The sequence below is a fragment of the Fibrivirga algicola genome, from assembly GCF_011742925.1.
GTDB lineage: Bacteria > Bacteroidota > Bacteroidia > Cytophagales > Spirosomataceae > Fibrella > Fibrella algicola.
Map to the genome: position 1 here is coordinate 13,498 of NZ_WAEL01000006.1, position 19,840 is coordinate 33,337.

Below are 19,840 nucleotides of genomic sequence, written 5' to 3' on the forward strand. Positions count from 1 at the left end.
TTAGCTGTTGAGCATCGGGTCAAAATAGAGCAACACGTGTGATTTCAATAAGTCTTCCTGAGCAAGAATGTCGCCAGAAGGTAATGGTTTCAATAAGTCGAAGAGCGGCCAGTTATCCTTATCCAGGCCAGTAGGTGCGTAATAGCCAGATTGGCTAAGCACAGTACAAACGGCAACATGTAGTAAGTCTTGCTTCTGCTCTTTTGAGAACCGCTTAGGTCCCCGACCAAGCTCCTGCATACCAATCAGAAACAACACACCATTTAAATCTGCCGGCCGTTTCCCAACCAATTGGTCAAGTTTGTCGAGTAACAATTCCCAATCTGTATCAAGGGTAGATGAAGCAATGTTGGTACGCATAATAAGTTGGTAATGATTGATTAAAATTACGGGATTTCCAGCAAAGCAGGATATGGGTAAGTAATGCTATAACAGATTTATAAGCGCCAATAACTGATATAGTTAGCGTGTGTAAATGAAACGAAGAATGAAGATGCTTCCGTTTATTCGATCAGCTTTTGAGAACCTTATTTATCTCTTCTACCCAACACTTTGTGCGGGCTGCCAGGCAATGCTGTATGGTGAGGAAAAAGGCCTGTGCTCAACCTGCCGAATGCAGCTTCCACACCTAAACACGGGAGAAGAACAATCAGTGCTGCTCCACAAATTTGGTGGCCGTGTACTGGTAGACTACGTATGTGCATACGCCTACTTTACAAAGAAGAGCATTGTACAACGATTGATTCACCAGATGAAATACCGGGGTAAACGCGATTTGGGTTTACAGCTAGGAAAATGGTACGGGCAAGAACTAGCTGAGTTGAACGGATTACCGATGCAGGCTGACATGCTTATTCCGGTGCCAATTCACTCACTACGCCGTGAGCAGCGCGGTTATAACCAGAGCGAGTGGATTGCCGAGGGGTTATCAATGAGTATGGGGATTGTGAGTCGTCCAGACGTAATGGAACGTACCCAGTTTATTTCGTCGCAAACCCGTAAAAACCGGATTGACCGGTGGACGAATGTGGCGAACGTATTTAAAGTGATGAAGCCCATTGTGGTGCAGGGACAACACGTAATTATCGTGGATGATGTGCTGACCACCGGAGCCACACTAGAGGCCTGCATCGCTCAGTTGCGTGCCGCTGGTGCCGCAACAATAGGTATTATAACAATAGCGGCCACCCGATAACGAGTGGCCGCCTGAAGCAAAATAAGCTATGTGCTGTAACTACTTGTTCCGACCAACGCCGATCATGGCGCAACGGAAACCGATCGTGGCTGTGGCTGAGTCCTGATCCATAAACCGGCGCGTACCTGGCGCTAGCCAGTAAGCTACGTCGCTCCATGAACCTCCTTTATAAACTCGTAGCTTGTCATCGATAAGTGAGTTATTACCCTTGCTGTCGTAGTTCTTGGCTTCATCGAGATAGCCATTCCGACGGATTGGGTTCAAGTCATTTTCAACCTGAAATGTCATTGGCCGATATACGTCGTACACCCATTCGTTTACGTTACCAGCCATGTTGTAAAGACCGAAATCGTTGGCAGGGTACGCGTAAATCTGCTGTGTGATGATAGCACCATCATTCGAGCGGCCGGCGATACCAGCATAGTCACCACGACCCCGCTTGAAGTTCGCCAGCATTTGACCTTGCTTACGACCTTTCTTCGGGTTACGAACTGATGAACCATCCCAAGGGTAAATCCGCTGGTTCGACTGGTTCTCGTCAACGTATTGTGTACCGATCAAAGCTTTAGCAGCATACTCCCACTCTGCTTCCGTTGGGAGGCGATAATCAGGGAGAATAAGACCACTTTCGAGGTTGGGCTTAGCAGCAGCAGTGGCTGTCTCGGCACCTTGTACGGTTTCAGCAGCAGGGTCAGCTGCTTTCGATTTACGCTTGAGCGAGAACCCTTTTCCGCTTTTCGCTTTACCATTGCCACTCTTATACAGCTCAGCATTTACAGCGCCTGTACGCCAAACAGAGTAGTCATTAGCTTGCACCCACGATACGCCTACCACCGGATAATAGCGGAAAGACGGATAACGCAGGTACTGGGTTACGTACGAGTCGTTGAATGAAAGTGGGTTTGCCCATACTGTCGTATCAGGCAGAGCACGGCTGTATACTTCCTCTGATGAATCACGGCGAATAGCATCTAGATACTCGAGGTAGTGAATGTTGGCAATCTCCGTTTCATCCATGTAGAATGACTGAATCGAAACGGTCCGCTCGTGGTTGTCATTCGATTTCATGACGTCCTCTTCCAGTGCGCCTAAGGTAAAGCGACCTCCCTCAATGAAAACAAGGTTTGGACCCGCTTTAGGACCAGCAAACTTCTTGACCTGAAAGCCTTCTTTCTGGTTGTAGGCAATGCCCGTTGCCGTACTTGTCTTACCCGGTTTAACGCTCGTCGGGTGTTTGGACTTACAAGCCGCCATGACCACTGTGGCGAGAAGCACGTAAGCCGCGCGTTGCAGGTGATACTTCTGAATCATTGTTGTGTATTGTGTGCAGGCTTAAATTGGAGAGGCAAGAATTAAGAGACAAGAAGCGGGATGAAATAGATCGATAACCTGTAAAAGGCAACGTCCTTCTCACATACGGCATTTCTAATCTCTATCATCTCATGTCTTACTTCTTAATTTGTCAGTTTTTCAAGAATTCTGTCCATCTGATCGATGTTAGTCACGTTCTGATGGGTGAAGATCAGTCGGTTTTTGACATCTTTAAGCGAGCACTCTTTGGGGTGCGCCTTGATGTAGTCAATTACCTTGCCAAAGCGGTCTGATGAAAAGAAGCTATCAGCTCGACTGTCTTTCTCGGAAGAAACGAAGGTTCCCTTCAAAATCGTATTCTTAAGTGTCAGTTTTTCAAGGTGTAGCTCTTCAGCTTTCCAGCGAACGGACACCATTTTAAATAAATTCTCGACTCCCCGTGGAACAGGACCAAATCGATCGGAAACTTCTTTCTTAAACGCCTGTAGTTCAATCTGGTTCTGAATGCTGTCTAGGCGGGTGTACAAAGATAATCGCTCAGAGATGTTCGTCACATACGACTCCGGAATCATCACCTCCAGGTCAGTCTCAATGACAGTATCGGGCAACAGGGGTTTGAACACATCCGGGCTATCCATGAACAGTTCTTTAAACTCGGTTTCACGAAGTTCCTGCACGGCTTCGTCCAGAATCTGATGGTACATTTCGTAACCAAGGTCATTTACGAAACCACTTTGCTCGGCACCTAACAGGTTACCAGCTCCCCGAATGTCCAAATCACGCATGGCAATCTTGAAGCCTTCGCCTAAATCAGAGAAGTCCTCCAGCGTTTGCAGCCGTTTGCGGGCATCTGATGATAAAACAGAAGCAGGCGGTGTGAGCAGATAACAGAAGGCTTTCTTGTTCGACCGCCCCACCCTACCGCGCATTTGGTGAACGTCCGATAATCCGAAGTTCTGCGCTTGATTAATCAGAATTGTGTTGGCATTAGATATGTCCAGACCTGATTCAATAATATTCGTGGAAACGAGTACATCTGTTTCACCTTCAATAAAGCGGGTCATAACTTTCTCCAGCCGATCACCTTCCATCTGACCATGAGCCACGCCAATTCGGGCATCGGGCACCAGACGTTTGATCATGTTCCCAATTGACTCGATATCGCTCACCCGGTTATGCACGAAGAAAACCTGTCCACCCCGGCGCAATTCGTAACTAACGGCGTCGCGTACCAAAGTATCGCTAAAAGGATGCGTCTCGGTCGTTACCGGCTGACGGTTGGGTGGCGGCGTAGCAATTACGGACAAGTCACGCGCGCCCATCAATGAGAAGTGGAGTGTACGCGGAATCGGTGTAGCAGTCAGTGTGAGTACGTCAACTTCCACGCGCATCTCCTTCAGCCGGTCTTTTGTCTTCACGCCAAACTTCTGCTCCTCGTCGATGATCAACAGACCGAGGTCTTTGAACTTGACATCCTTGTTCACGATGCGGTGGGTACCAATCAGGATACCAAGTTCACCAGCGGCGGCTTGCCGAAGTGTTTCCTTGATCTGCGCCGTTGTCTTAAACCGGTTGATATAACCGACCTTGACGGGGAAGTTAGCTAACCGATCTTTAAACGTGTGGTAATGCTGCATAGCCAGAATGGTAGTCGGTACCAAAATGGCGACCTGCTTGTTATCGGTTACCGCCTTGAACGCCGCCCGAATAGCTACCTCTGTTTTTCCGAAGCCAACGTCACCACACACAAGCCGATCCATTGGGTGCGGCTTTTCCATGTCATTCTTGACATCGGCAGTTGCCTTTGCCTGATCGGGGGTGTCTTCATAAATAAACGATGATTCCAATTCAGCTTGTAAAAAAGAATCATCGGAGAACCGATAGCCAGGCGCATTTCGCCTTTTTGCGTACAAAGCAATCAATTCGCGGGCAATGTCCTTGACTTGCTTGCGAACTTTCGATTTCTTAAGATCCCACTCCTGAGAGCCAAGTTTGCTCATCGTTGGTGGTCCACCCTCTTTCCCACTATATTTAGAGATTTTGTGGAGCGAGTGAATGCTTACCAGTAGGATATCATTGTCACGGTAAATGAGCCGGATCGCTTCCTGCTCATTGCCTCCCACATCGACACGCTCCATACCCGCGAACCGGCCAATGCCATGATCGACGTGTGTCACGTAGTCACCTGGTTGCAGGGTTTTCAGTTCACGAAGGGTGAGTGCCTTCGATTTGCTGAATTTGTCACGAACCCGGTATTTAAAGTACCGGTCGAAAATCTGGTGATCGGTGAAACAGGCGACTTTCAACGTATCATCGACGAAGCCTTCCTTGATACCGACTTGCAGTGTTTGAAACTTTAAAAATGGGTCGACCTCATCGAAAATGGTTTTCAGTCGCTCAAGTTGCTTGAACGACTCGGCCACTATAATATTAGTGAAACCTTTGCCCTGATAATCGCTTAGTGCCTCGGCTACACGTTTAAAATCCTTGTTGAACGAAGGCTGTGGTTTCGACGGGTAAGCGAGCTTGTTCTCAGACTTGAAATAGAACTTACGGCCAAACTCGACGGTCGTGAACCCTTTCACCTGATTGAGAAAAGCACGCCGGGTTTCAAACAGCGTTTCCGGATCATCGACAACCTGAATGTTGCCCCCCGCCCCTACTATCTGTTCCAAACTCTGCTCAGCGCGTTCGAAGCATTTCTCAATAATCTCAAGGGCAAACTCAATGTCTTTGAACCATAAGCAGGTTTCCTTCGGCAAAAAGTCCAGAAATGATTCGCGGGATTCCTGTGTGAGGCGCGTCTGTACGTTCGGGATAATGCTGATCAGATCAAGACGATCGGTCGATAGCTGGGTTTCCGGGTTAAAATGGCGCAGGCTTTCGACTTCATCACCAAACAATTCAATGCGATACGGAAACTCAGAAGCGAACGAGAACACGTCGATGATCCCCCCCCGAACCGAGAACTGCCCAGCTTCATAGACAAAGTCAGTCTTCTCGAATTCGTAGCTCTGCAACATCTCCGAAATAAAGTTGGGATCGAGCCGGTCTCCAACGCGCACAGCCATTGTATTGGCCTTTAGCGAGCGCCGGTTGATTACCTTCTCAAACAACGCCTCTGGGTACGTTACAATGAGACCGGGTGGCATTCCGTTGCTCTGCCTGTTACCAATGTTTACCTGGTTCAGTACCTCGGCCCGCATGAGCACGTTGGCGTTCTCAACCTCCTCGTACTGGTAAGGCTTTTTATACGACATGGGAAACATCAGCACATTGCCTGACGTGCTGACCGAGTTAGTAGCCCGGTCGCGATCAGTGGCTTCTGTAATGCCAAGGAGGTTTTGCAAGTCATTGAAGAAATACGAGGCTTCTTCTTTATCAGTCAGAACAAACAGGTGATTGCCGCCGGTTTGTTTCGTTAGCGTAGCTGCTAAAACAGCGTCGAGGCTCCCTGTGATGCCTTTTACCTGAATGCGGGTAGGGTCAGTTTTGCTGCGGTTAAGCAGCGGTTGCGCGAGGATGTTAATAAACGGATCGTCGGCGTAAAGCGATAAAAGAGCAGTCGTTGTCAAAGCGTAAAATCAGGTCTGCGAGAACACGAAAAGCCGCCGGGCGATAAAACCCGGCGGCATAAAAAGAACAGCGAAACAAGCTGATTTGTTGCCGTAATGTGGACTGCAGTCTGCATTTTTCTGCGTCGACCAACGAACTTAACTCCGTGTCACGGAGTCGTTTCTATCCGACTGTCTCAAACGCAATACCTTCCTGTTCCATCAATGCCTGAAGCCGGGGACTTGTCTCAAAAACGACGGAAAATTCCTTCTTGTCGGCAAGGTCAGTCTCATCATCGGCCATCCATTTCCAATCTTCGGCCGTTGCTTCTAGAATGGCAAGTACAGAGGCCATCTTTTTCGGATCACGTTCCTGGCTAATCAACTGATCGGTATTGGTAAAATAGAGAACGATCTTCTCGTCTTCCAGCCATTGCAAATCGTTCAGGGCGTCGTTGAGCGCATCCAGGTTATTGCCAAAATCGGGAAACTCCAGGGCATCGGCAATCTGATCATAAAATTGCCGGAGTGTTCGTGCCTTACTTCCGTCGATGTGAGCAATGAAATGATCTGGAAACCGATCGGCCAGTGCAGACTCAGAAGAAGACAGAATGAAGTTAGCAGCCATAATTTAGGGGGGGTACTGGTTATCCTTTACGATTTGATGTTGCTTCATTGGCCAGCAAAACAACGCCAAATCATAAACGATGAACAGCGAACCTATTTATTTCACTTCCGTGAACGTGTTATAATGATCGTTTGTGAACCAGGCACGGCCGTCTGAGCCGGTGACCAGGCGCTCGGTACCCCGGTTACGGCCTTGCACTTTAGGGTTAACATCCCATTCCTGATACTGAATAGGTTTTCCATCTGTGTCTGACCGGGGTAGGTGGTTCTCGAAATTACCAAATCGGCGGCCACCAACGTACCCATCCATAGCCCGCTTGTTAGCGCGCACATAGACCAGCACATCATACACTTTCTGCGGAATCTGCCCAGTCTGAGAACGTGTACCAGTGCTTGTTCTAACAGCCTTTTCAGATTGGTATTGCTGGGTACGTGGCTGGTCATCACGCTGCCTGTAGTCGCGATCCTGGTGTTTTCTCCGATGTTTTTTCTTATGCGATTGCTGTTCAGTAGCCTGTGTTTCTTTCGCTTGGGGCTGGCAATCAGTTAACAGCGACGTACCCAGTAACAGGCAGACAAACAGGAAATAGCGGCGTAGGTAGAAAAGCATGGACATAAAAAAACCTATAAGGTCTCAGAAGACCTTATAGGTTTGAAAAATCAGTTCAAGGAAAACATCGGTACCCGTAGCGACACCACGTTGTTGAACATCAACTCAGAAATCTCAGGCTTCATATAGTCAATCAGCGGAAAACTGGCGATGGTTTCCAGCACATCCAGCTCTGAGTCGGCGTTGACAATGCACCATAATTTAGAACGGTCAGCCGCCAGCGAGTAGGACAGAATATGCCCCTGCTCCATCAGCTCATTTATTTTGGCCCGTTGCTCTGGTACTTTGGCCATAAAGGCCGCGTCCATGTTAGCCAGCGAGAACTCGACCATGAATTGACTCATAACAACTAGTAGTTAAGTGCCTGGCCAGAATTACTTGGCCACTAATACGGTATTAACCAAAGATAATTCATCTTCGTTAATTGTATGCCCACCATTTTTATAGATTCGTGTTTGCACGGTAGCTCCCATCCGGGTGTAAATAGCTTCTGTCTCCAACACACGCGCCTTCGGAATGTGCGCATCAGGGTCACTACAACCTAAAACAACCGGTGTTCCACCGAACGTACCCGGATAATCGCGTGGTGTTGTATCTGGTCCAATTACCCCGCCGCTCAACCCAAAAATGCCGCCATACACCGCCGGGTTTCGCGCTAGAAACTCAAGTGTTAAACAGGCTCCCTGCGAGAAACCAAGCCAGTACAACTGTGGTAGTTTAACGTTATAATCTGCCTGTAAACGCGCCCTGATCATCTCTAAGGTTGTCAGTGCCGATGATAGGTATGGTTCGTTACGCTCGGTCGGCTGTAAAAACGAGTACGGATACCAGGTGCTATCGGTTGCTTGCGGTGCCACAAAAGCCATATCGTCACCCTTCAAGTATTGACTCAGCGACAATATATCACGCGCTGAACCTACTCGTCCATGCACCATGACCATGACACGCTTTGCCTCTTCAAGCGGTACACCGGCAGTGAGAAAGTTATTGGGATTGTGAATCATGGGAAGGCAAGTTTGACGTTTGTTGTTGCTTGGGGTTGCGCAGTTGGTTCGGCGCGTCCTAATCCCGCACAGGGGGCAAAGACGCACCGAACCAACTGCGCAAGTGTGAATTAAAACTAGTTTATGACTGGCAGTACGCTCTCTAGTTGAGCCCGACGTGCCTCATATTGTGAAGGTAGCATCAGCGACGTACCCAGTGAGTCAGGCGACTCGTCGATGGCAAAACCAGGTGGGTTAGTCGCTACTTCGAATAATACCCCACCTGGCTCACGGAAGTAAATACTGTGGAAGTAATTACGATCCTGCACGGGCGTGACGTGATACCCTCCTTCAGCTAGTTGCTCCTGAATGATTAACTGAGTTTCGTCACTATCAGTTGAAAAAGCAACGTGGTGAACAGACCCTGCACCCTGAAAAGCGCGAACCGGATTAGACGACACGCGAATATCAACGTACCTGCCCGATCCCCCGGTGCCAGCTTCGTAGCGGAACAAGTCTCCTTCTTCGGCCACAAGGCGGTGCTGCATGATACCGGTCAGCAACTCAACTGTCCGGTCGGGCTTTAGCTCTTCCAGGGTTACGGTATGAAAACCACGAATGGCGCTCTCAATCGCGATCTGTCCGTTCGTATAACCAGGTCGGGTGTCGGCATCATTGAAAACCAGTTCGATACCCATTCCGTCATAGTCTTCAAAGCGAACATACATTTCGTCAAACCGTTTATTTGGTCCGGCGTAGGCAATTTGAAATTGATGCAACCGATCGAGCCAAAAGCTCATCCCTGCAACGGGCACGGAAAATGCGGTGTATGTTAACTGACCAGCTCCCTTACGGCCACGCGGAATGTTTCCGTAAGGAAATGACGTGTAGATACTGCCTGGTGAACCCGTTTCGTCGCCGTAGTAGAGGTGGTATACATCTGGGGCATCGAAGTTGACCGTTTTTTTCAAAAGCCTGAGCCCTAATACAGTCCTGTAAAAGTCTACGTTGCGATGTGTATCACCAGCTATTGCGGTTACATGGTGAAGGCCATTAATGAGTGTGCTCATGGTTTAGTTATTTTTATTTTCAACTGTATTTAATGTTGATACATTTAATTGTGGCAAATCGTTCAATCATTATTAAAAGCCAAAATAATTTCCCGGTTTGTAGGCTATTTAAACTACTAGGCTGATGAATCGTTTACTTCTTCAGCACTACACCACAATATTTTAACAAGTTGGAATGAATTCCTCTTCGCAACCCACTGAACGTCCATTTCTAAGTAAGCGCTTCGACGGGATACTGTTGTCTCTGTACAACATATTCACGTTTATGGGCCGCTTCTTTCGAGAGGTCGTACTCCCCCCCTACGAAGGGCGTGAAATAATCCGGCAATGCTACGAGGTGGGGGTGCGTTCGCTCCCGCTAATCTCCCTGACGGGCTTCATTACCGGTATTGTATTCACTAATCAGTCGCGTCCTTCACTGGCGCAGTTTGGTGCTACCTCGTGGTTGCCTTCGCTGGTATCCATTGCGCTGGTGCGGGCTATTGGGCCGCTGGTGACTTCGCTGATTGCAGCCGGGCGCGTAGGCTCAAACATTGGAGCTGAATTAAGCTCAATGCGGGTAACCGAGCAGATAGATGCCATGGAGGTGTCGGCTACCAACCCGTTCAAATTTCTGGTAGTCAGTCGGGTATTGGCCACCACGTTTATGATTCCGGTGCTTACGATGTACGCTATTGCGGTAGGTCTGCTGGGGTCATTCCTCAATGTAAGTGGGAATGAAGCAACCAGTATGCGGTCCTTTATCAGCGAAGTATTCAACACCATTACCTTCCTTGATATCTTCTCGTCGGTGGTTAAATCGATTGTTTTCGGGTTTACCATCGGTATGGTTGGCTGCTATCAGGGGTATAATTCATCAAAAGGCACAGAAGGGGTTGGTAAAGCAGCCAATGCGTCGGTGGTAACCTCGATGTTTCTGGTATTTGTCGAAGAATTACTCGCCTTACAAATTGTCGGAGCCATCCGGGATATGTAGGTAAACCACTCCATTAGCTATGCCACAATCAGTTATTCAGATAAAAGACCTGCATGTCGCCTTTGGCGATAACTACGTCTTGCGCGGGGTTGATCTGGATCTATACAAAGGAGAAAACCTGGTCGTGCTGGGTCGTTCCGGAACAGGTAAATCAGTATTGATCAAGGTACTGGTCGGCCTGTTAAAGCCCGATTCGGGAACCGTAAAGGTGCTAGATGAAGACGTTACTGCGCTAGATTCTATTGCCCTTGATCAGCTTCGTCTGAAGGTTGGATTCTCCTTTCAGAATAGTGCGTTGTACGATAGTATGACAGTCCGCGAAAACCTGGAGTTTCCGCTGGTGCGTAATGTCCGCAACCTGACGCGCGCCGAAATAAACCGGCAGGTCGAAGAAGCTCTTGACGACGTAGGGTTGAAACAGGCTATCAATCAGGTACCATCTGAGCTATCGGGTGGTCAGCGTAAACGAATCGGTATTGCCCGTACGCTGATCCTGAAGCCCGAAATAATGTTATATGATGAACCTACGGCGGGTCTTGACCCAATAACCTGTACGGACATCAATAACCTAATCAACGAAGTACAGGAGCGCCACGGGGCTTCATCAATCATCATTACCCACGATCTCACCTGTGCTAAAACCGTTGGTGACCGAATCGCTATGCTGTTCGACGGACAGTTTCAGCGGGTGGGTACGTTCGACGAGGTATTTGCTACCGACGACGAACGTGTTAAACAATTCTATCACTACAATTTCACTGAATAACAATGGGGGAGCAGATACCGCAGTTTGAGTTAATGTACATGGCTTTGTGTTCAATCAAGTTCATCTGAGGTATAAGTGCAAGCATTAATATGCTTCACCCGCGTTCTAGTCAACACACAACTTTATGAAATCAAATCGACGTGGCGTAATAGTCGGCCTATTTGTACTTATTGGTCTAACCATTCTGATTGCGGGCATTCTGTTCTTGGGTGGCCAGCAAAAACGATTCGTATCTACGCTCCAGATTAAGGCCGTATTCAACGACGTTGGCGGCTTGAAAACAGGCAATAACGTTTGGTTTTCGGGCGTAAAAATCGGCACCATCAAGCGCATCAGCTTTGTGGGTGCCTCGAAGGTAGAGGTCGACATGAACATTGAAGAAAAGTCGGCTCAATACATTCGGAAAGATGCTCAGGCAACCCTTGGTTCTGACGGACTGATCGGGAACAAACTGATTGTCATTGTGGGTGGTTCGCCAAAATCACCGCCCGTAGAAGAAGGTGATCAACTACGGGCTCGGGAAGCACTCAGCATGGAATCAATCATTGACACCTTACAGATAACTAACCGTAACCTGCTGAAAATTACGACCGACATTGGGAGCATTGTGAACCGGGTTAAAAATGGACGGGGTCTGGCTGGTCTGTTGCTGAATGATACAACGATCGTGCAGACGTTCCGGGGAACAATGAACGGACTACAGACGGCATCCAATAATGCCGCTAAAATGACTAATTCACTGACTGTTTACACGGCGAAGCTGAACCGCCCAGGTACGCTAGCGAATGATTTGGTATCAGACACGGCCATCATGCGTAGTGTTCGGGCGTCGACCGCTAACCTACAACGGGCTTCTGTATCAGCCAATGATGTAGTTGCTGATGTGAAACAGGCCAGCGAGAAGCTCAAAAATGGAAACAGCGCCCTCGGTGTGCTGACCAGCGACCTGTCGGTCGGAAATGATATTCGCGGTACAGTTCGTAACCTGAACAGCAGTACTAAGAAGCTCGATGAAAACCTTGAAGCATTAAAGAGCAATTTCCTGTTCCGGGGCTATTTCAAGAAACAGGAAAAGGCCAAAGCCAAAGCCGCGAAAGAAGCTGAAAAGAACGGGTCGCCGACCCCCACCACCCCCGCTGACTCGGTTAGGTAGCGGCCCAAAGCGATATAACTAACCAAAACAGACACGGCCCGCTCATAGTCAAATGTGAGCGGGCCGTGTCTGTTTTGGTTAGTTGTGTCACCTTTATCCCGCCCAGTTCTCCCGATCGAGGCTACGGTATTGAATGGCTTCAGCCAAGTGCTCGATCCGGATATCGTCTGTGTTGGCGAGATCGGCAATTGTCCTGGATACTTTCAAGATACGGTCATAGGCGCGGGCCGACAAGCCAAGGCGTTCCATAGCGGTCTTAAGCAAAATGCGCCCCGCCTGGTTAATTTCGCAGACTTCTTTCACCATTTGAGAGGGCATCATGGCGTTGGAATAGATGCCATCGTGACCTTCAAACCGCTTTATCTGCCGTTCACGCGCTTTGATTACGCGCTCGCGAATGGCTTCACTGGTTTCGGCGGGCCGATTACCTGTCATCTGATCAAAGGAAACGGGCGTCACCTCTACATGTAGATCGATCCGGTCGAGCAGGGGGCCACTTACCTTGTTCAGGTATTTCTGCACTACACCGGGGCCGCACACGCACTCTTTGTCGGGGTGGTTGTAGTAGCCACAGGGGCAGGGATTCATGCTTGAGATCAACATAAAATTGGCCGGGAACTCCACAGCCCATTTTGCCCGTGAAATGCTCACCTTGCGGTCTTCGAGCGGTTGCCGCATCACTTCCAGGGCCGATCGCTTAAACTCCGGTAGTTCGTCCAGAAAAAGAACCCCATTATGGGCCAGCGATATCTCACCGGGTTGTGGAAAGCTCCCCCCTCCTACCAGTGCTGCGTCTGATATGGTATGGTGTGGCGCCCGATAGGGCCGCTGCGAGACCAGCGTGGCCTTTGACCCTAGTTTGCCTGCTACGGAGTGAATTTTGGTCGTTTCCAGCGCTTCCTGCAACGTCATGGGGGGTAGAATGGTGGGCAACCGTTTGGCCAGCATGGTTTTGCCGGCACCGGGTGGCCCAATCATGATAACATTGTGCCCACCGGCGGCAGCAATTTCCATCGCCCGCTTGATGTTTTCCTGCCCCTGCACGTGCGCAAAGTCAGCATCGTATGCGTTTTGGCTACTGAAAAACAGATCCCGGGTGTCGACGACCAATGGCTCAATGGCTTTTTTGCCCTCAAAAAATTCGAGCGCATCCATCATTGTTTCGACCGGAATGATGTCGAGGTTGTTGACAATAGCGGCCTCTTCGGCGTTTTCAACGGGTAATACAAAACCTTTGTACCCTTTTTTTCGCGCTTCAATAGCAATAGGTAATACCCCTTTTATGGGACGTAATGTGCCGTCTAAAGCGAGTTCGCCCATAATGACGTACTCGTCAAGCTCTTTCTCGAAATTGACCTGCTCAGACGCTTTTAATACACAGAGAGCAATGGGCAAATCGTAGGCGGACCCCTCTTTCCGAATGTCGGCCGGGGCCAGATTAACGACTACTTTCTGGCGCGGCATTCGGTATCCACAGTACTTTAGCGATGATTCAACGCGTTGTTCGCTTTCTTTTACGGCACTGTCGGGTAAGCCGACCATGAAAAATTTCATGCCCTGTCCGGCTGTCACTTCAACGGTAATAATGGTGGCGTTTACGCCATAAACGGCTGCGCCAAAAGTTTTTGCAAGCATGGCTTTACGGTAGGCAACTATACGGTTACACCGAAAAGGTATAACAGTCAAAACTACAACCAAACCGGGATATCCGACGTACCCAATTGCTTACTCGTCAGCCCATTTGCTAACCTCGTGCACTATGTTGACTCATTTTACGTTATGTCCATATCGCTTAATCGAAAACTGCAATTCTATAGACATACTCTACCTAATACCCTAGTTCGTGTTTGTTTCATTTTAAAAATTCGTACTATCTTATGGAGAGTAATCAGCAGAAGCCAAAGGCAAACGGAGCACTTCTAGCCGCCCTTATACTAATGACGGGCTTGGCAGGAGTGACAAGCTACCTGTATTTCGACAAGAAAACGGTAACTGAAACCCAGGAAGTGACAATTGCAGAGCGCGTGGAAGAGTTATCGAACACCCGCGTAAAGCTTGATTCGATTTCGACCGCCTTAGACGCTAAAATCGCTGAAGTACAGAAGTTAGGCGGTGACGTAACGGAACTTCAAAAGGTAAAAGCCGACCTTGAAGCCGATAAAGTAGCCCTGTCGAGGGGAGCTAAATTGTCTCGGGCAAATATTGCTAAGTATGAGCTCAAGATTCAGGAATACATGGCATATCTGGCTGAAAAGGATACTGCTATCGCCATCCTTCAGCGTGAAAAAGAAGTATTAGCCGTCGACAACCAGACGCTGAACACAGAAAACGTAGGCCTGAAAACAAGGCGTCAACAACTGGAAGATACAGTGGCCGTTGTGGCGTCGCAAAATCAGGAGCTTGCCTCGAAGGTAACGCGGGCATCTGCACTCAAAGCGCAGAACATTAAAGTGCTGGCTGTGAATCCGAAAGGCAAAGAGAAAGAAGACGATGCGTACAAGGCGAAACGTCTTGACAAGATCAAACTAGTGTATGCGCTTGCCGACAACCCAATCACGCAGGAGGAACCCAAAGATGTGTTTATCCGTGTGCTGGACCCTGATGGAGCCGTAATTTCTGATATGGCCAATGGTTCAGGTACGTTCAAGTCGGGTGGCGACGAAATGGTTTACACTGTTAAACAGACTGTGGATTATGACCGGAATGGGAAGAATGTAGAACTGTTGTATACGCGGGGTACACCCTACCGGCCAGGTAAATACACCGTTGAACTGTATAGCGAAGGTTTCAAAATCGGCGCTGGTGGTTTTGCGGTACGTTAAATTACGCTTTAGTTAACTATAGAAAACCCCGTCAGAGTCATTCTGGCGGGGTTTTTTGTTGGTTTATGACGAGGAAGTAGACTTACTCAGCTACACCGTTACCAGCTAATTCGTCGCTGAACCCGTTGATAAAAACGTACTTTATTTTGCTACCCTGCTTCAGTAAGAAGGTTGGTAACTGCCCAATAAGAGGTGAGCGACCTGGTAATTTCCCTTCCGATACTACGTGAACTGGGAATTTTGGTACTGTATCTTTTTTAAGCTTCCCGCGTAGCCTGAACGCAACGACTCCCTCTTCCCGAAGGGCCGCCAAATCCAGCTTGCGCAGGTCGCCAAGCGAATCTAGTGAAGTAGCGTGTACACGGACAGGTGCAAACGTCAGGCTAGTGGCATCGACTTCTGTCAGGCCGTGAAAAGTAGATAGGTCGCCAAGATCCTCAATCTGACTACGGTAGTAAAAGCCGCGGGCAGAGTCAGTATTTACTTCATAATGATTAATGCCTAGGTCGATAGTGTACGGTTTTCCATTACGAATCACCGTTGCGTTGCGAATCAGCAGGTCGAACAGGCTGCGGGTGTTTTCAGGAATAGCCTGATAGTCGGTTATAGTTTCGGCTATGTATGACTCGGTTGCAATAGCGTACAGAGCTGTAAGAATAGCCACAAAGTTGAGTCGGCGTATGCTCATCTTTTCGGGATCGCCAACCTGCCCACCCGACTCGATGAGTATTAACGTTGTGCCCCACTTCTGAATATTGTCGCCGAAGGCACGCGGTTCAAACTCATCGTCGTAGCGGGCTACCTGACCGGGAATAAATTGTTGAAGTACCCGATTCATACCCACAATCAACTGCATCGACCGCTTTCTGACCTCATTCACGTGCCGAGCGGGATCATACGCGGTTGCCAGAAACGAAACGACGGCCTGTTTACCTGAGTTGCCCACGCTGTAGCGCGGGTTCTGATCATGTAGATTAAAGCCAACCAGTGGCTTTAGCGTCTGCTGCAAGCGCTTTAACAGCACCGACTCGGGTGATTGCAACCGCAGCGCATCCCGATTCATGTCGATATCAGCTGAGGTACGTCGCTGAAATCGTTCGGCTCCGTCCGGATTCAGCATGGGCACAAAATAAAGCGACGTATTGGCCAGAATGGTCTGACGAAACTCATCGAACCCGTCGTTGGAAGCCTGTAGAAATCGAAAAATATCGAACAGGGCCATAGTAGCCGTAGCCTCGTCGCCGTGCATTTGCGACCAAAGTAACACCGGAATTGGTCCTGTCCCTGCCTGCACTTGATGAATACTGCGACCTTCCAGTGACGTACCTACCTGACTGACCGACAATGGGCCACCCAGCAACTGCAAAATCGGCACAATGTCGCGGTGTTTAAATCGTCGGTGCGTAAAAGACGAGTCTTTGAACGTATCGTGGGCATCGTGTAACTGTCTCGTTAGCTCCTGGGCCTGGGTATTGGTCGACGAAATCATGCACAAAAGTAAAATCAATAAGGAATGAATTGGCCGTTTGCTTGTCTGTGATTGGTAAGCTAGTGCAGCTATTGCCTGACGGATAGTCATGATGTGCATGCAGATCAAGTCGTCTTTCGTAGTTGCTAGCATACTCATTTAGTGGTGAGCCACCAGCCGACTGCTGAAGCCAGCAGGCAACCAACTACGTTAAGGCTAATGTTAATAAAGGCAACCCCTACCCTTCCTTGTTGCAGCAATAGCAGGTTATCCTGGCTGAAGCTGGAAAACGTACTGAGCCCACCGCATAGGCCAACCCCGATCAGCAGGCGCCAGGGTTCGGCTTCGGGACGGCCGGCTACCCAGCCAATTGTCGCCCCTAATACAACCGATGCCAGAATATTAACCGTAAGGATACTGAGTGGAAAAGACGTACCCAGCGCATCAGCAGGTATAGCTTTCCCCAGCATGTAGCGAAGTACACTGCCCAAACCACCACCCAGAAAAACAAGGATATAAGGAGACATCAGTTCCAGAACGAAAAAAGCTCAGAATATAGGGTCAAAATACGCTTAAACGTACTTGAACACTATAGTCTGAGCTGTACCACGGACTTCAGTCCGTTTTTAAATGGACGAAACAGACTGAAGTCCGTGGTACGGTTACCCTAATGGGTTACTACTATCTTTTTAACCTGTTTGGCATCGCCTGCATTCAATTGCAGGAAATACATACCGGCAGGCAGCTGGCTTACGTCGAGTTGCTCACTGATCTGTTTGCCGTTTCGCACGGCAATAGGCAACTGCCGTAACGTTTGGCCACTAGGGCCACTCAGTGTCATGATGCCTTCGGTAGCAGTTTGCGATAGCTCAGCATGTACCCGGACCGATCCGTTGGCGGGATTCGGATAGACCGAGAAGGAGGCCAGCGGCAACGGCTCGGTGGCCAGAATTGGTGGTGGTGGAGCCACCTGCACTTTCAGGTTGTCGATCTGCCAGCCCCAGCCATGTACAAGCTGATCGGAAAACAGCCTGAAGCGGATCAGGATAACATCGTTAGCTGCAAAATTACCCGATGCCTGAATGAAAATAGTACGTGGCTTCAAAAGCGCAGGCCGACCAACTGCTGTTGAATTGGTTTCGTTGGGTAAACCGGCAGCTGAACTCGAATTCCAGGCCGTGATCCATTCCGCTTTGTCATTGATATTATATCCGTCTACCAGCGGCAACCAGGTTTGTCCGTTGTTCTTGCTGGCCTCAACAATCACATAGTCGTAGAAGCCATCATCGCCATAAACTGACCCCGGATCGCTTGGTTCTACCAGCACAATCTCATCGAACTGAATACGACTACTGTCAGGGTTCGCTTTTACTCGAATCGGGGCAAGCAACGTGTAGGTGGAATTGCTTTCACTGAATATGTTCGCTCCGTTTTTGTATGGGTGATCGGAGTTGATGCTGGCGCTGCTGAAACTCGTTGGCTGCTCAATTCTAAACCCATCGCCCACAAAATCGGCACCGGCAGTGGCCGAGTTGAAGTCATTGATGTATTGCGATCTAACTGTGGTCTGCGGAGCCACTACACTAACCGAGTAGAAACCAGTAGCCGGACTAACAGCCTGGTTGCGGGCAGCAGATATATCACGGGCAATGATGCGGTAGCTAAGTACGTCGCCAGCTTTCAACGAACGGGCAGCAATTGGAATAAGGCCAAACCAAGTGCTGTCGGGTACTATATCCGAGTTAGCCAGTGTCATCGAAATAGGCGTTCTGGCAACTCCATTGATCCGGTAATCGATGTACACGGTGTCTACCCCCTGTTTCGTGCGGGCTGCGTTTAGAAGGCGACGGTCGTCAGTGACTTTAGCTAAAATCAATAATGTGTCTACCTCTGCTTCCAGCAAAACGGTTTGCTCAGGCGAGTGAACAATTGTAGGTGGCACTACATCGGCACCAACCGTAAACGAGTAGTAGTACTGCGTTGTACCAAGATTGTCTTTGCCGGGGTTTGTAAACGTACGACCACCAGCGTCCTGGGTTTGTATATAGTACACTGTGCGGCCCGGAACTTCGCTGGGAGGCAACGTAACCGCGTAAGTGTCAGTTGTACCTTGCCGGACCATATTTACCTGCTTATACGCGCTGTTTCCGGTGGTAGGGATGCCCGTGCGGTAAAAAAGCTTGGGTGGGTCTGACCCCAGCACGGTATCGCTGACAACCCGGGCCGTAAATGTTACGCCAGTCGTCGTTTCAATATCAGAAACAGGTGTATGAAGCAGTGAGGTTGTTTTCCACTCCATATCTTCGAAAAATGCCAGTACTGCAGGTCCCGGATTTTGAGCTACTTCGGTAGCAGCCACAAAAGGGGTCATCAGGGCATTGGGCGTACCTGCCCGATACGTGTTTTCGTCGAGGTGGTACAAGCTCGACCCTGTGCTGTAGGTAGTTGGGGCGTATAGTTTAGCCCGTCCACCTGTTCGTTGCTGCAGAATTGGTCCGTTTAGAAACAGGTTTTGACCGGTAATCTGGGTGAAAAGACTCGATGCATTGTTAGCAATAGTCGTATTGAGAATTTTTGTACCTAACTGATTTTCTATGTAGGTGTCAAAAACAGTTGGCAGCGCGATGCCTCCCTCCTGGCTTGACGCACTGGCCCGAATACCACCCGTAAAGCCTAAACCGTGGCCTAGTTCGTGCAGTACAATGGTGACCAGATCATACTGGCCAGACTTGGGATTACCGTCGAGGCCTGTGTACCAGGTGTTGGTGCTACTGAAGTTAGCAACAATATCAGCTGAGTCAGGATGATTAATGTTGCGGCGGGCAATTTTTTCAGCCAGCGCAATCGGGTAATAGCTGGTAGCCCGTTGCGAACCGTCAGGTGCACCAATATACGTTGCCGGGCTGGCGCTGCCGAGTACGCCCGTCCCCAGTGAACGCCACGTTGCTTTGATCCGAATTGGTACAGGGCTAACAATCAGGGTAGACCAAATGTCGACTGCTCGCTGAAACGCTGCTCTGGCACTGTCGGGGTACCCGATGTATTGAACAATAAACGTTGAGGTGGCCGCCCGGCGAGCGCGCGCATCATTGAAACCAGCGGGCGGTCCAATGCGGGTGAAGACATTTTCGGCCGACGAATAGCAAATGATCGGATCCGCTTTGGCGACTCTGTTTCGAAGGGCGAAACTTTCGTAAGTGGTCAACGGCTTGGTACGAGCTGTAGACGTCCGTTGTTGGGCCATTAACGAGCTACCAGCCAGCAAGAGCACTACCAGCAAACGCAATGCGTATTGATGCATCATA

The 19,840-nt window shown here is 49.2% G+C and carries 17 protein-coding genes; 5 read left to right on the forward strand and 12 right to left on the reverse strand.

Translation table 11 applies throughout. From position 1 onward, the window contains the following. Entirely contained in the window at positions 1-360 is a 360-nt protein-coding gene (locus F7231_RS16310; protein WP_166692731.1) for a hypothetical protein, read from the reverse strand. A 253-nt stretch (positions 361-613) separates the two neighbouring features. Here F7231_RS16310 and F7231_RS16315 point away from each other — a divergent pair, with 253 nt between their 5' ends. Continuing rightward, entirely contained in the window at positions 614-1,195 is a 582-nt protein-coding gene (locus F7231_RS16315) for a ComF family protein (RefSeq protein ID WP_166692732.1), read from the forward strand. Between the two features lie 39 nt (positions 1,196-1,234). Here the strand turns inward: F7231_RS16315 and F7231_RS16320 are convergent, their stop codons facing one another. The 7 genes from F7231_RS16320 to F7231_RS16350 all read right to left on the reverse strand — a co-directional run bounded on the left by F7231_RS16320 (position 1,235) and on the right by F7231_RS16350 (position 9,350). Next, complete coding sequence (locus tag F7231_RS16320) at positions 1,235-2,506, reverse strand: SUMF1/EgtB/PvdO family nonheme iron enzyme (protein ID WP_085411589.1); 1,272 nt, start codon at positions 2,504-2,506, stop codon at positions 1,235-1,237. Positions 2,507-2,649: 143 nt separating this feature from the next. Beyond that, the gene (gene mfd, locus F7231_RS16325; RefSeq protein ID WP_085411590.1) at positions 2,650-6,081 is read right to left on the reverse strand and encodes a transcription-repair coupling factor; all 3,432 of its coding nucleotides are present in this window, start codon (positions 6,079-6,081) and stop codon (positions 2,650-2,652) included. 163 nt (positions 6,082-6,244) lie between these two features. Beyond that, complete coding sequence (locus F7231_RS16330; RefSeq protein WP_166692733.1) at positions 6,245-6,688, reverse strand: barstar family protein; 444 nt, start codon at positions 6,686-6,688, stop codon at positions 6,245-6,247. A 96-nt stretch (positions 6,689-6,784) separates the two neighbouring features. Continuing rightward, a complete protein-coding gene (locus F7231_RS16335; RefSeq protein ID WP_085415031.1) occupies positions 6,785-7,297 on the reverse strand; it encodes a guanyl-specific ribonuclease in 513 nt (170 codons plus the stop codon). Between the two features lie 50 nt (positions 7,298-7,347). Next, positions 7,348-7,641 carry a muconolactone Delta-isomerase family protein gene (locus F7231_RS16340; RefSeq protein ID WP_085411592.1) on the reverse strand — a complete coding sequence of 98 codons (294 nt, stop codon included), beginning with the start codon at positions 7,639-7,641 and terminating at the stop codon, positions 7,348-7,350. A 30-nt stretch (positions 7,642-7,671) separates the two neighbouring features. After that, positions 7,672-8,301, reverse strand: coding sequence for an alpha/beta hydrolase (locus F7231_RS16345; RefSeq protein WP_166692734.1), 630 nt, complete (start codon positions 8,299-8,301; stop codon positions 7,672-7,674). A 116-nt stretch (positions 8,302-8,417) separates the two neighbouring features. Further along, positions 8,418-9,350, reverse strand: coding sequence for a ring-cleaving dioxygenase (locus F7231_RS16350; protein WP_166692735.1), 933 nt, complete (start codon positions 9,348-9,350; stop codon positions 8,418-8,420). A 175-nt stretch (positions 9,351-9,525) separates the two neighbouring features. On the opposite strand from F7231_RS16350, the gene F7231_RS16355 reads away from it, so the two are divergent. From F7231_RS16355 to F7231_RS16365, 3 genes are all read left to right on the forward strand, one after another. Next, the gene (locus F7231_RS16355) at positions 9,526-10,326 is read left to right on the forward strand and encodes an MlaE family ABC transporter permease (RefSeq protein ID WP_085411595.1); all 801 of its coding nucleotides are present in this window, start codon (positions 9,526-9,528) and stop codon (positions 10,324-10,326) included. A 19-nt stretch (positions 10,327-10,345) separates the two neighbouring features. After that, positions 10,346-11,092 carry an ABC transporter ATP-binding protein gene (locus F7231_RS16360; RefSeq protein ID WP_166692736.1) on the forward strand — a complete coding sequence of 249 codons (747 nt, stop codon included), beginning with the start codon at positions 10,346-10,348 and terminating at the stop codon, positions 11,090-11,092. A 124-nt stretch (positions 11,093-11,216) separates the two neighbouring features. After that, complete coding sequence (locus F7231_RS16365) at positions 11,217-12,245, forward strand: MlaD family protein (protein WP_166692737.1); 1,029 nt, start codon at positions 11,217-11,219, stop codon at positions 12,243-12,245. A 93-nt stretch (positions 12,246-12,338) separates the two neighbouring features. Here the strand turns inward: F7231_RS16365 and F7231_RS16370 are convergent, their stop codons facing one another. Further along, positions 12,339-13,880 carry a YifB family Mg chelatase-like AAA ATPase gene (locus F7231_RS16370; protein ID WP_166692738.1) on the reverse strand — a complete coding sequence of 514 codons (1,542 nt, stop codon included), beginning with the start codon at positions 13,878-13,880 and terminating at the stop codon, positions 12,339-12,341. A 242-nt stretch (positions 13,881-14,122) separates the two neighbouring features. On the opposite strand from F7231_RS16370, the gene F7231_RS16375 reads away from it, so the two are divergent. Continuing rightward, positions 14,123-15,067 carry a DUF8428 domain-containing protein gene (locus F7231_RS16375; protein WP_085415032.1) on the forward strand — a complete coding sequence of 315 codons (945 nt, stop codon included), beginning with the start codon at positions 14,123-14,125 and terminating at the stop codon, positions 15,065-15,067. 82 nt (positions 15,068-15,149) lie between these two features. On the opposite strand, the gene F7231_RS16380 is transcribed toward F7231_RS16375, so the two are convergent. The 3 genes from F7231_RS16380 to F7231_RS16390 all read right to left on the reverse strand — a co-directional run bounded on the left by F7231_RS16380 (position 15,150) and on the right by F7231_RS16390 (position 19,839). Beyond that, positions 15,150-16,556: a M14 family zinc carboxypeptidase gene (locus F7231_RS16380; RefSeq protein ID WP_229370069.1), complete on the reverse strand. Its 1,407-nt coding sequence runs from the start codon at positions 16,554-16,556 to the stop codon at positions 15,150-15,152. Positions 16,557-16,690: 134 nt separating this feature from the next. Further along, positions 16,691-17,062, reverse strand: coding sequence for a fluoride efflux transporter CrcB (crcB, locus tag F7231_RS16385; protein WP_166692739.1), 372 nt, complete (start codon positions 17,060-17,062; stop codon positions 16,691-16,693). A gap of 140 nt (positions 17,063-17,202) precedes the next feature. Beyond that, positions 17,203-19,839, reverse strand: coding sequence for a T9SS type A sorting domain-containing protein (locus F7231_RS16390; RefSeq protein ID WP_166692740.1), 2,637 nt, complete (start codon positions 19,837-19,839; stop codon positions 17,203-17,205). Position 19,840: the final 1 nt, after the last annotated feature.

What these genes read in the sequence shown, in the direction of transcription:
- F7231_RS16310 (WP_166692731.1), bottom strand. Translation starts at nt 360, where the DNA reads ATGCGTACCAACATTGCTTCATCTACCCTTGATACAGATTGGGAATTG.
- F7231_RS16315 (WP_166692732.1), top strand. Translation starts at nt 614, where the DNA reads ATGCAGCTTCCACACCTAAACACGGGAGAAGAACAATCAGTGCTGCTC.
- F7231_RS16320 (WP_085411589.1), bottom strand. Translation starts at nt 2,506, where the DNA reads ATGATTCAGAAGTATCACCTGCAACGCGCGGCTTACGTGCTTCTCGCC.
- F7231_RS16330 (WP_166692733.1), bottom strand. Translation starts at nt 6,688, where the DNA reads ATGGCTGCTAACTTCATTCTGTCTTCTTCTGAGTCTGCACTGGCCGAT.
- F7231_RS16335 (WP_085415031.1), bottom strand. Translation starts at nt 7,297, where the DNA reads ATGCTTTTCTACCTACGCCGCTATTTCCTGTTTGTCTGCCTGTTACTG.
- F7231_RS16340 (WP_085411592.1), bottom strand. Translation starts at nt 7,641, where the DNA reads ATGAGTCAATTCATGGTCGAGTTCTCGCTGGCTAACATGGACGCGGCC.
- F7231_RS16345 (WP_166692734.1), bottom strand. Translation starts at nt 8,301, where the DNA reads ATGATTCACAATCCCAATAACTTTCTCACTGCCGGTGTACCGCTTGAA.
- F7231_RS16350 (WP_166692735.1), bottom strand. Translation starts at nt 9,350, where the DNA reads ATGAGCACACTCATTAATGGCCTTCACCATGTAACCGCAATAGCTGGT.
- F7231_RS16355 (WP_085411595.1), top strand. Translation starts at nt 9,526, where the DNA reads ATGAATTCCTCTTCGCAACCCACTGAACGTCCATTTCTAAGTAAGCGC.
- F7231_RS16360 (WP_166692736.1), top strand. Translation starts at nt 10,346, where the DNA reads ATGCCACAATCAGTTATTCAGATAAAAGACCTGCATGTCGCCTTTGGC.
- F7231_RS16365 (WP_166692737.1), top strand. Translation starts at nt 11,217, where the DNA reads ATGAAATCAAATCGACGTGGCGTAATAGTCGGCCTATTTGTACTTATT.
- F7231_RS16370 (WP_166692738.1), bottom strand. Translation starts at nt 13,880, where the DNA reads ATGCTTGCAAAAACTTTTGGCGCAGCCGTTTATGGCGTAAACGCCACC.
- F7231_RS16375 (WP_085415032.1), top strand. Translation starts at nt 14,123, where the DNA reads ATGGAGAGTAATCAGCAGAAGCCAAAGGCAAACGGAGCACTTCTAGCC.
- F7231_RS16380 (WP_229370069.1), bottom strand. Translation starts at nt 16,556, where the DNA reads ATGATTTCGTCGACCAATACCCAGGCCCAGGAGCTAACGAGACAGTTA.
- crcB (WP_166692739.1), bottom strand. Translation starts at nt 17,062, where the DNA reads ATGTCTCCTTATATCCTTGTTTTTCTGGGTGGTGGTTTGGGCAGTGTA.
- F7231_RS16390 (WP_166692740.1), bottom strand. Translation starts at nt 19,839, where the DNA reads ATGATGCATCAATACGCATTGCGTTTGCTGGTAGTGCTCTTGCTGGCT.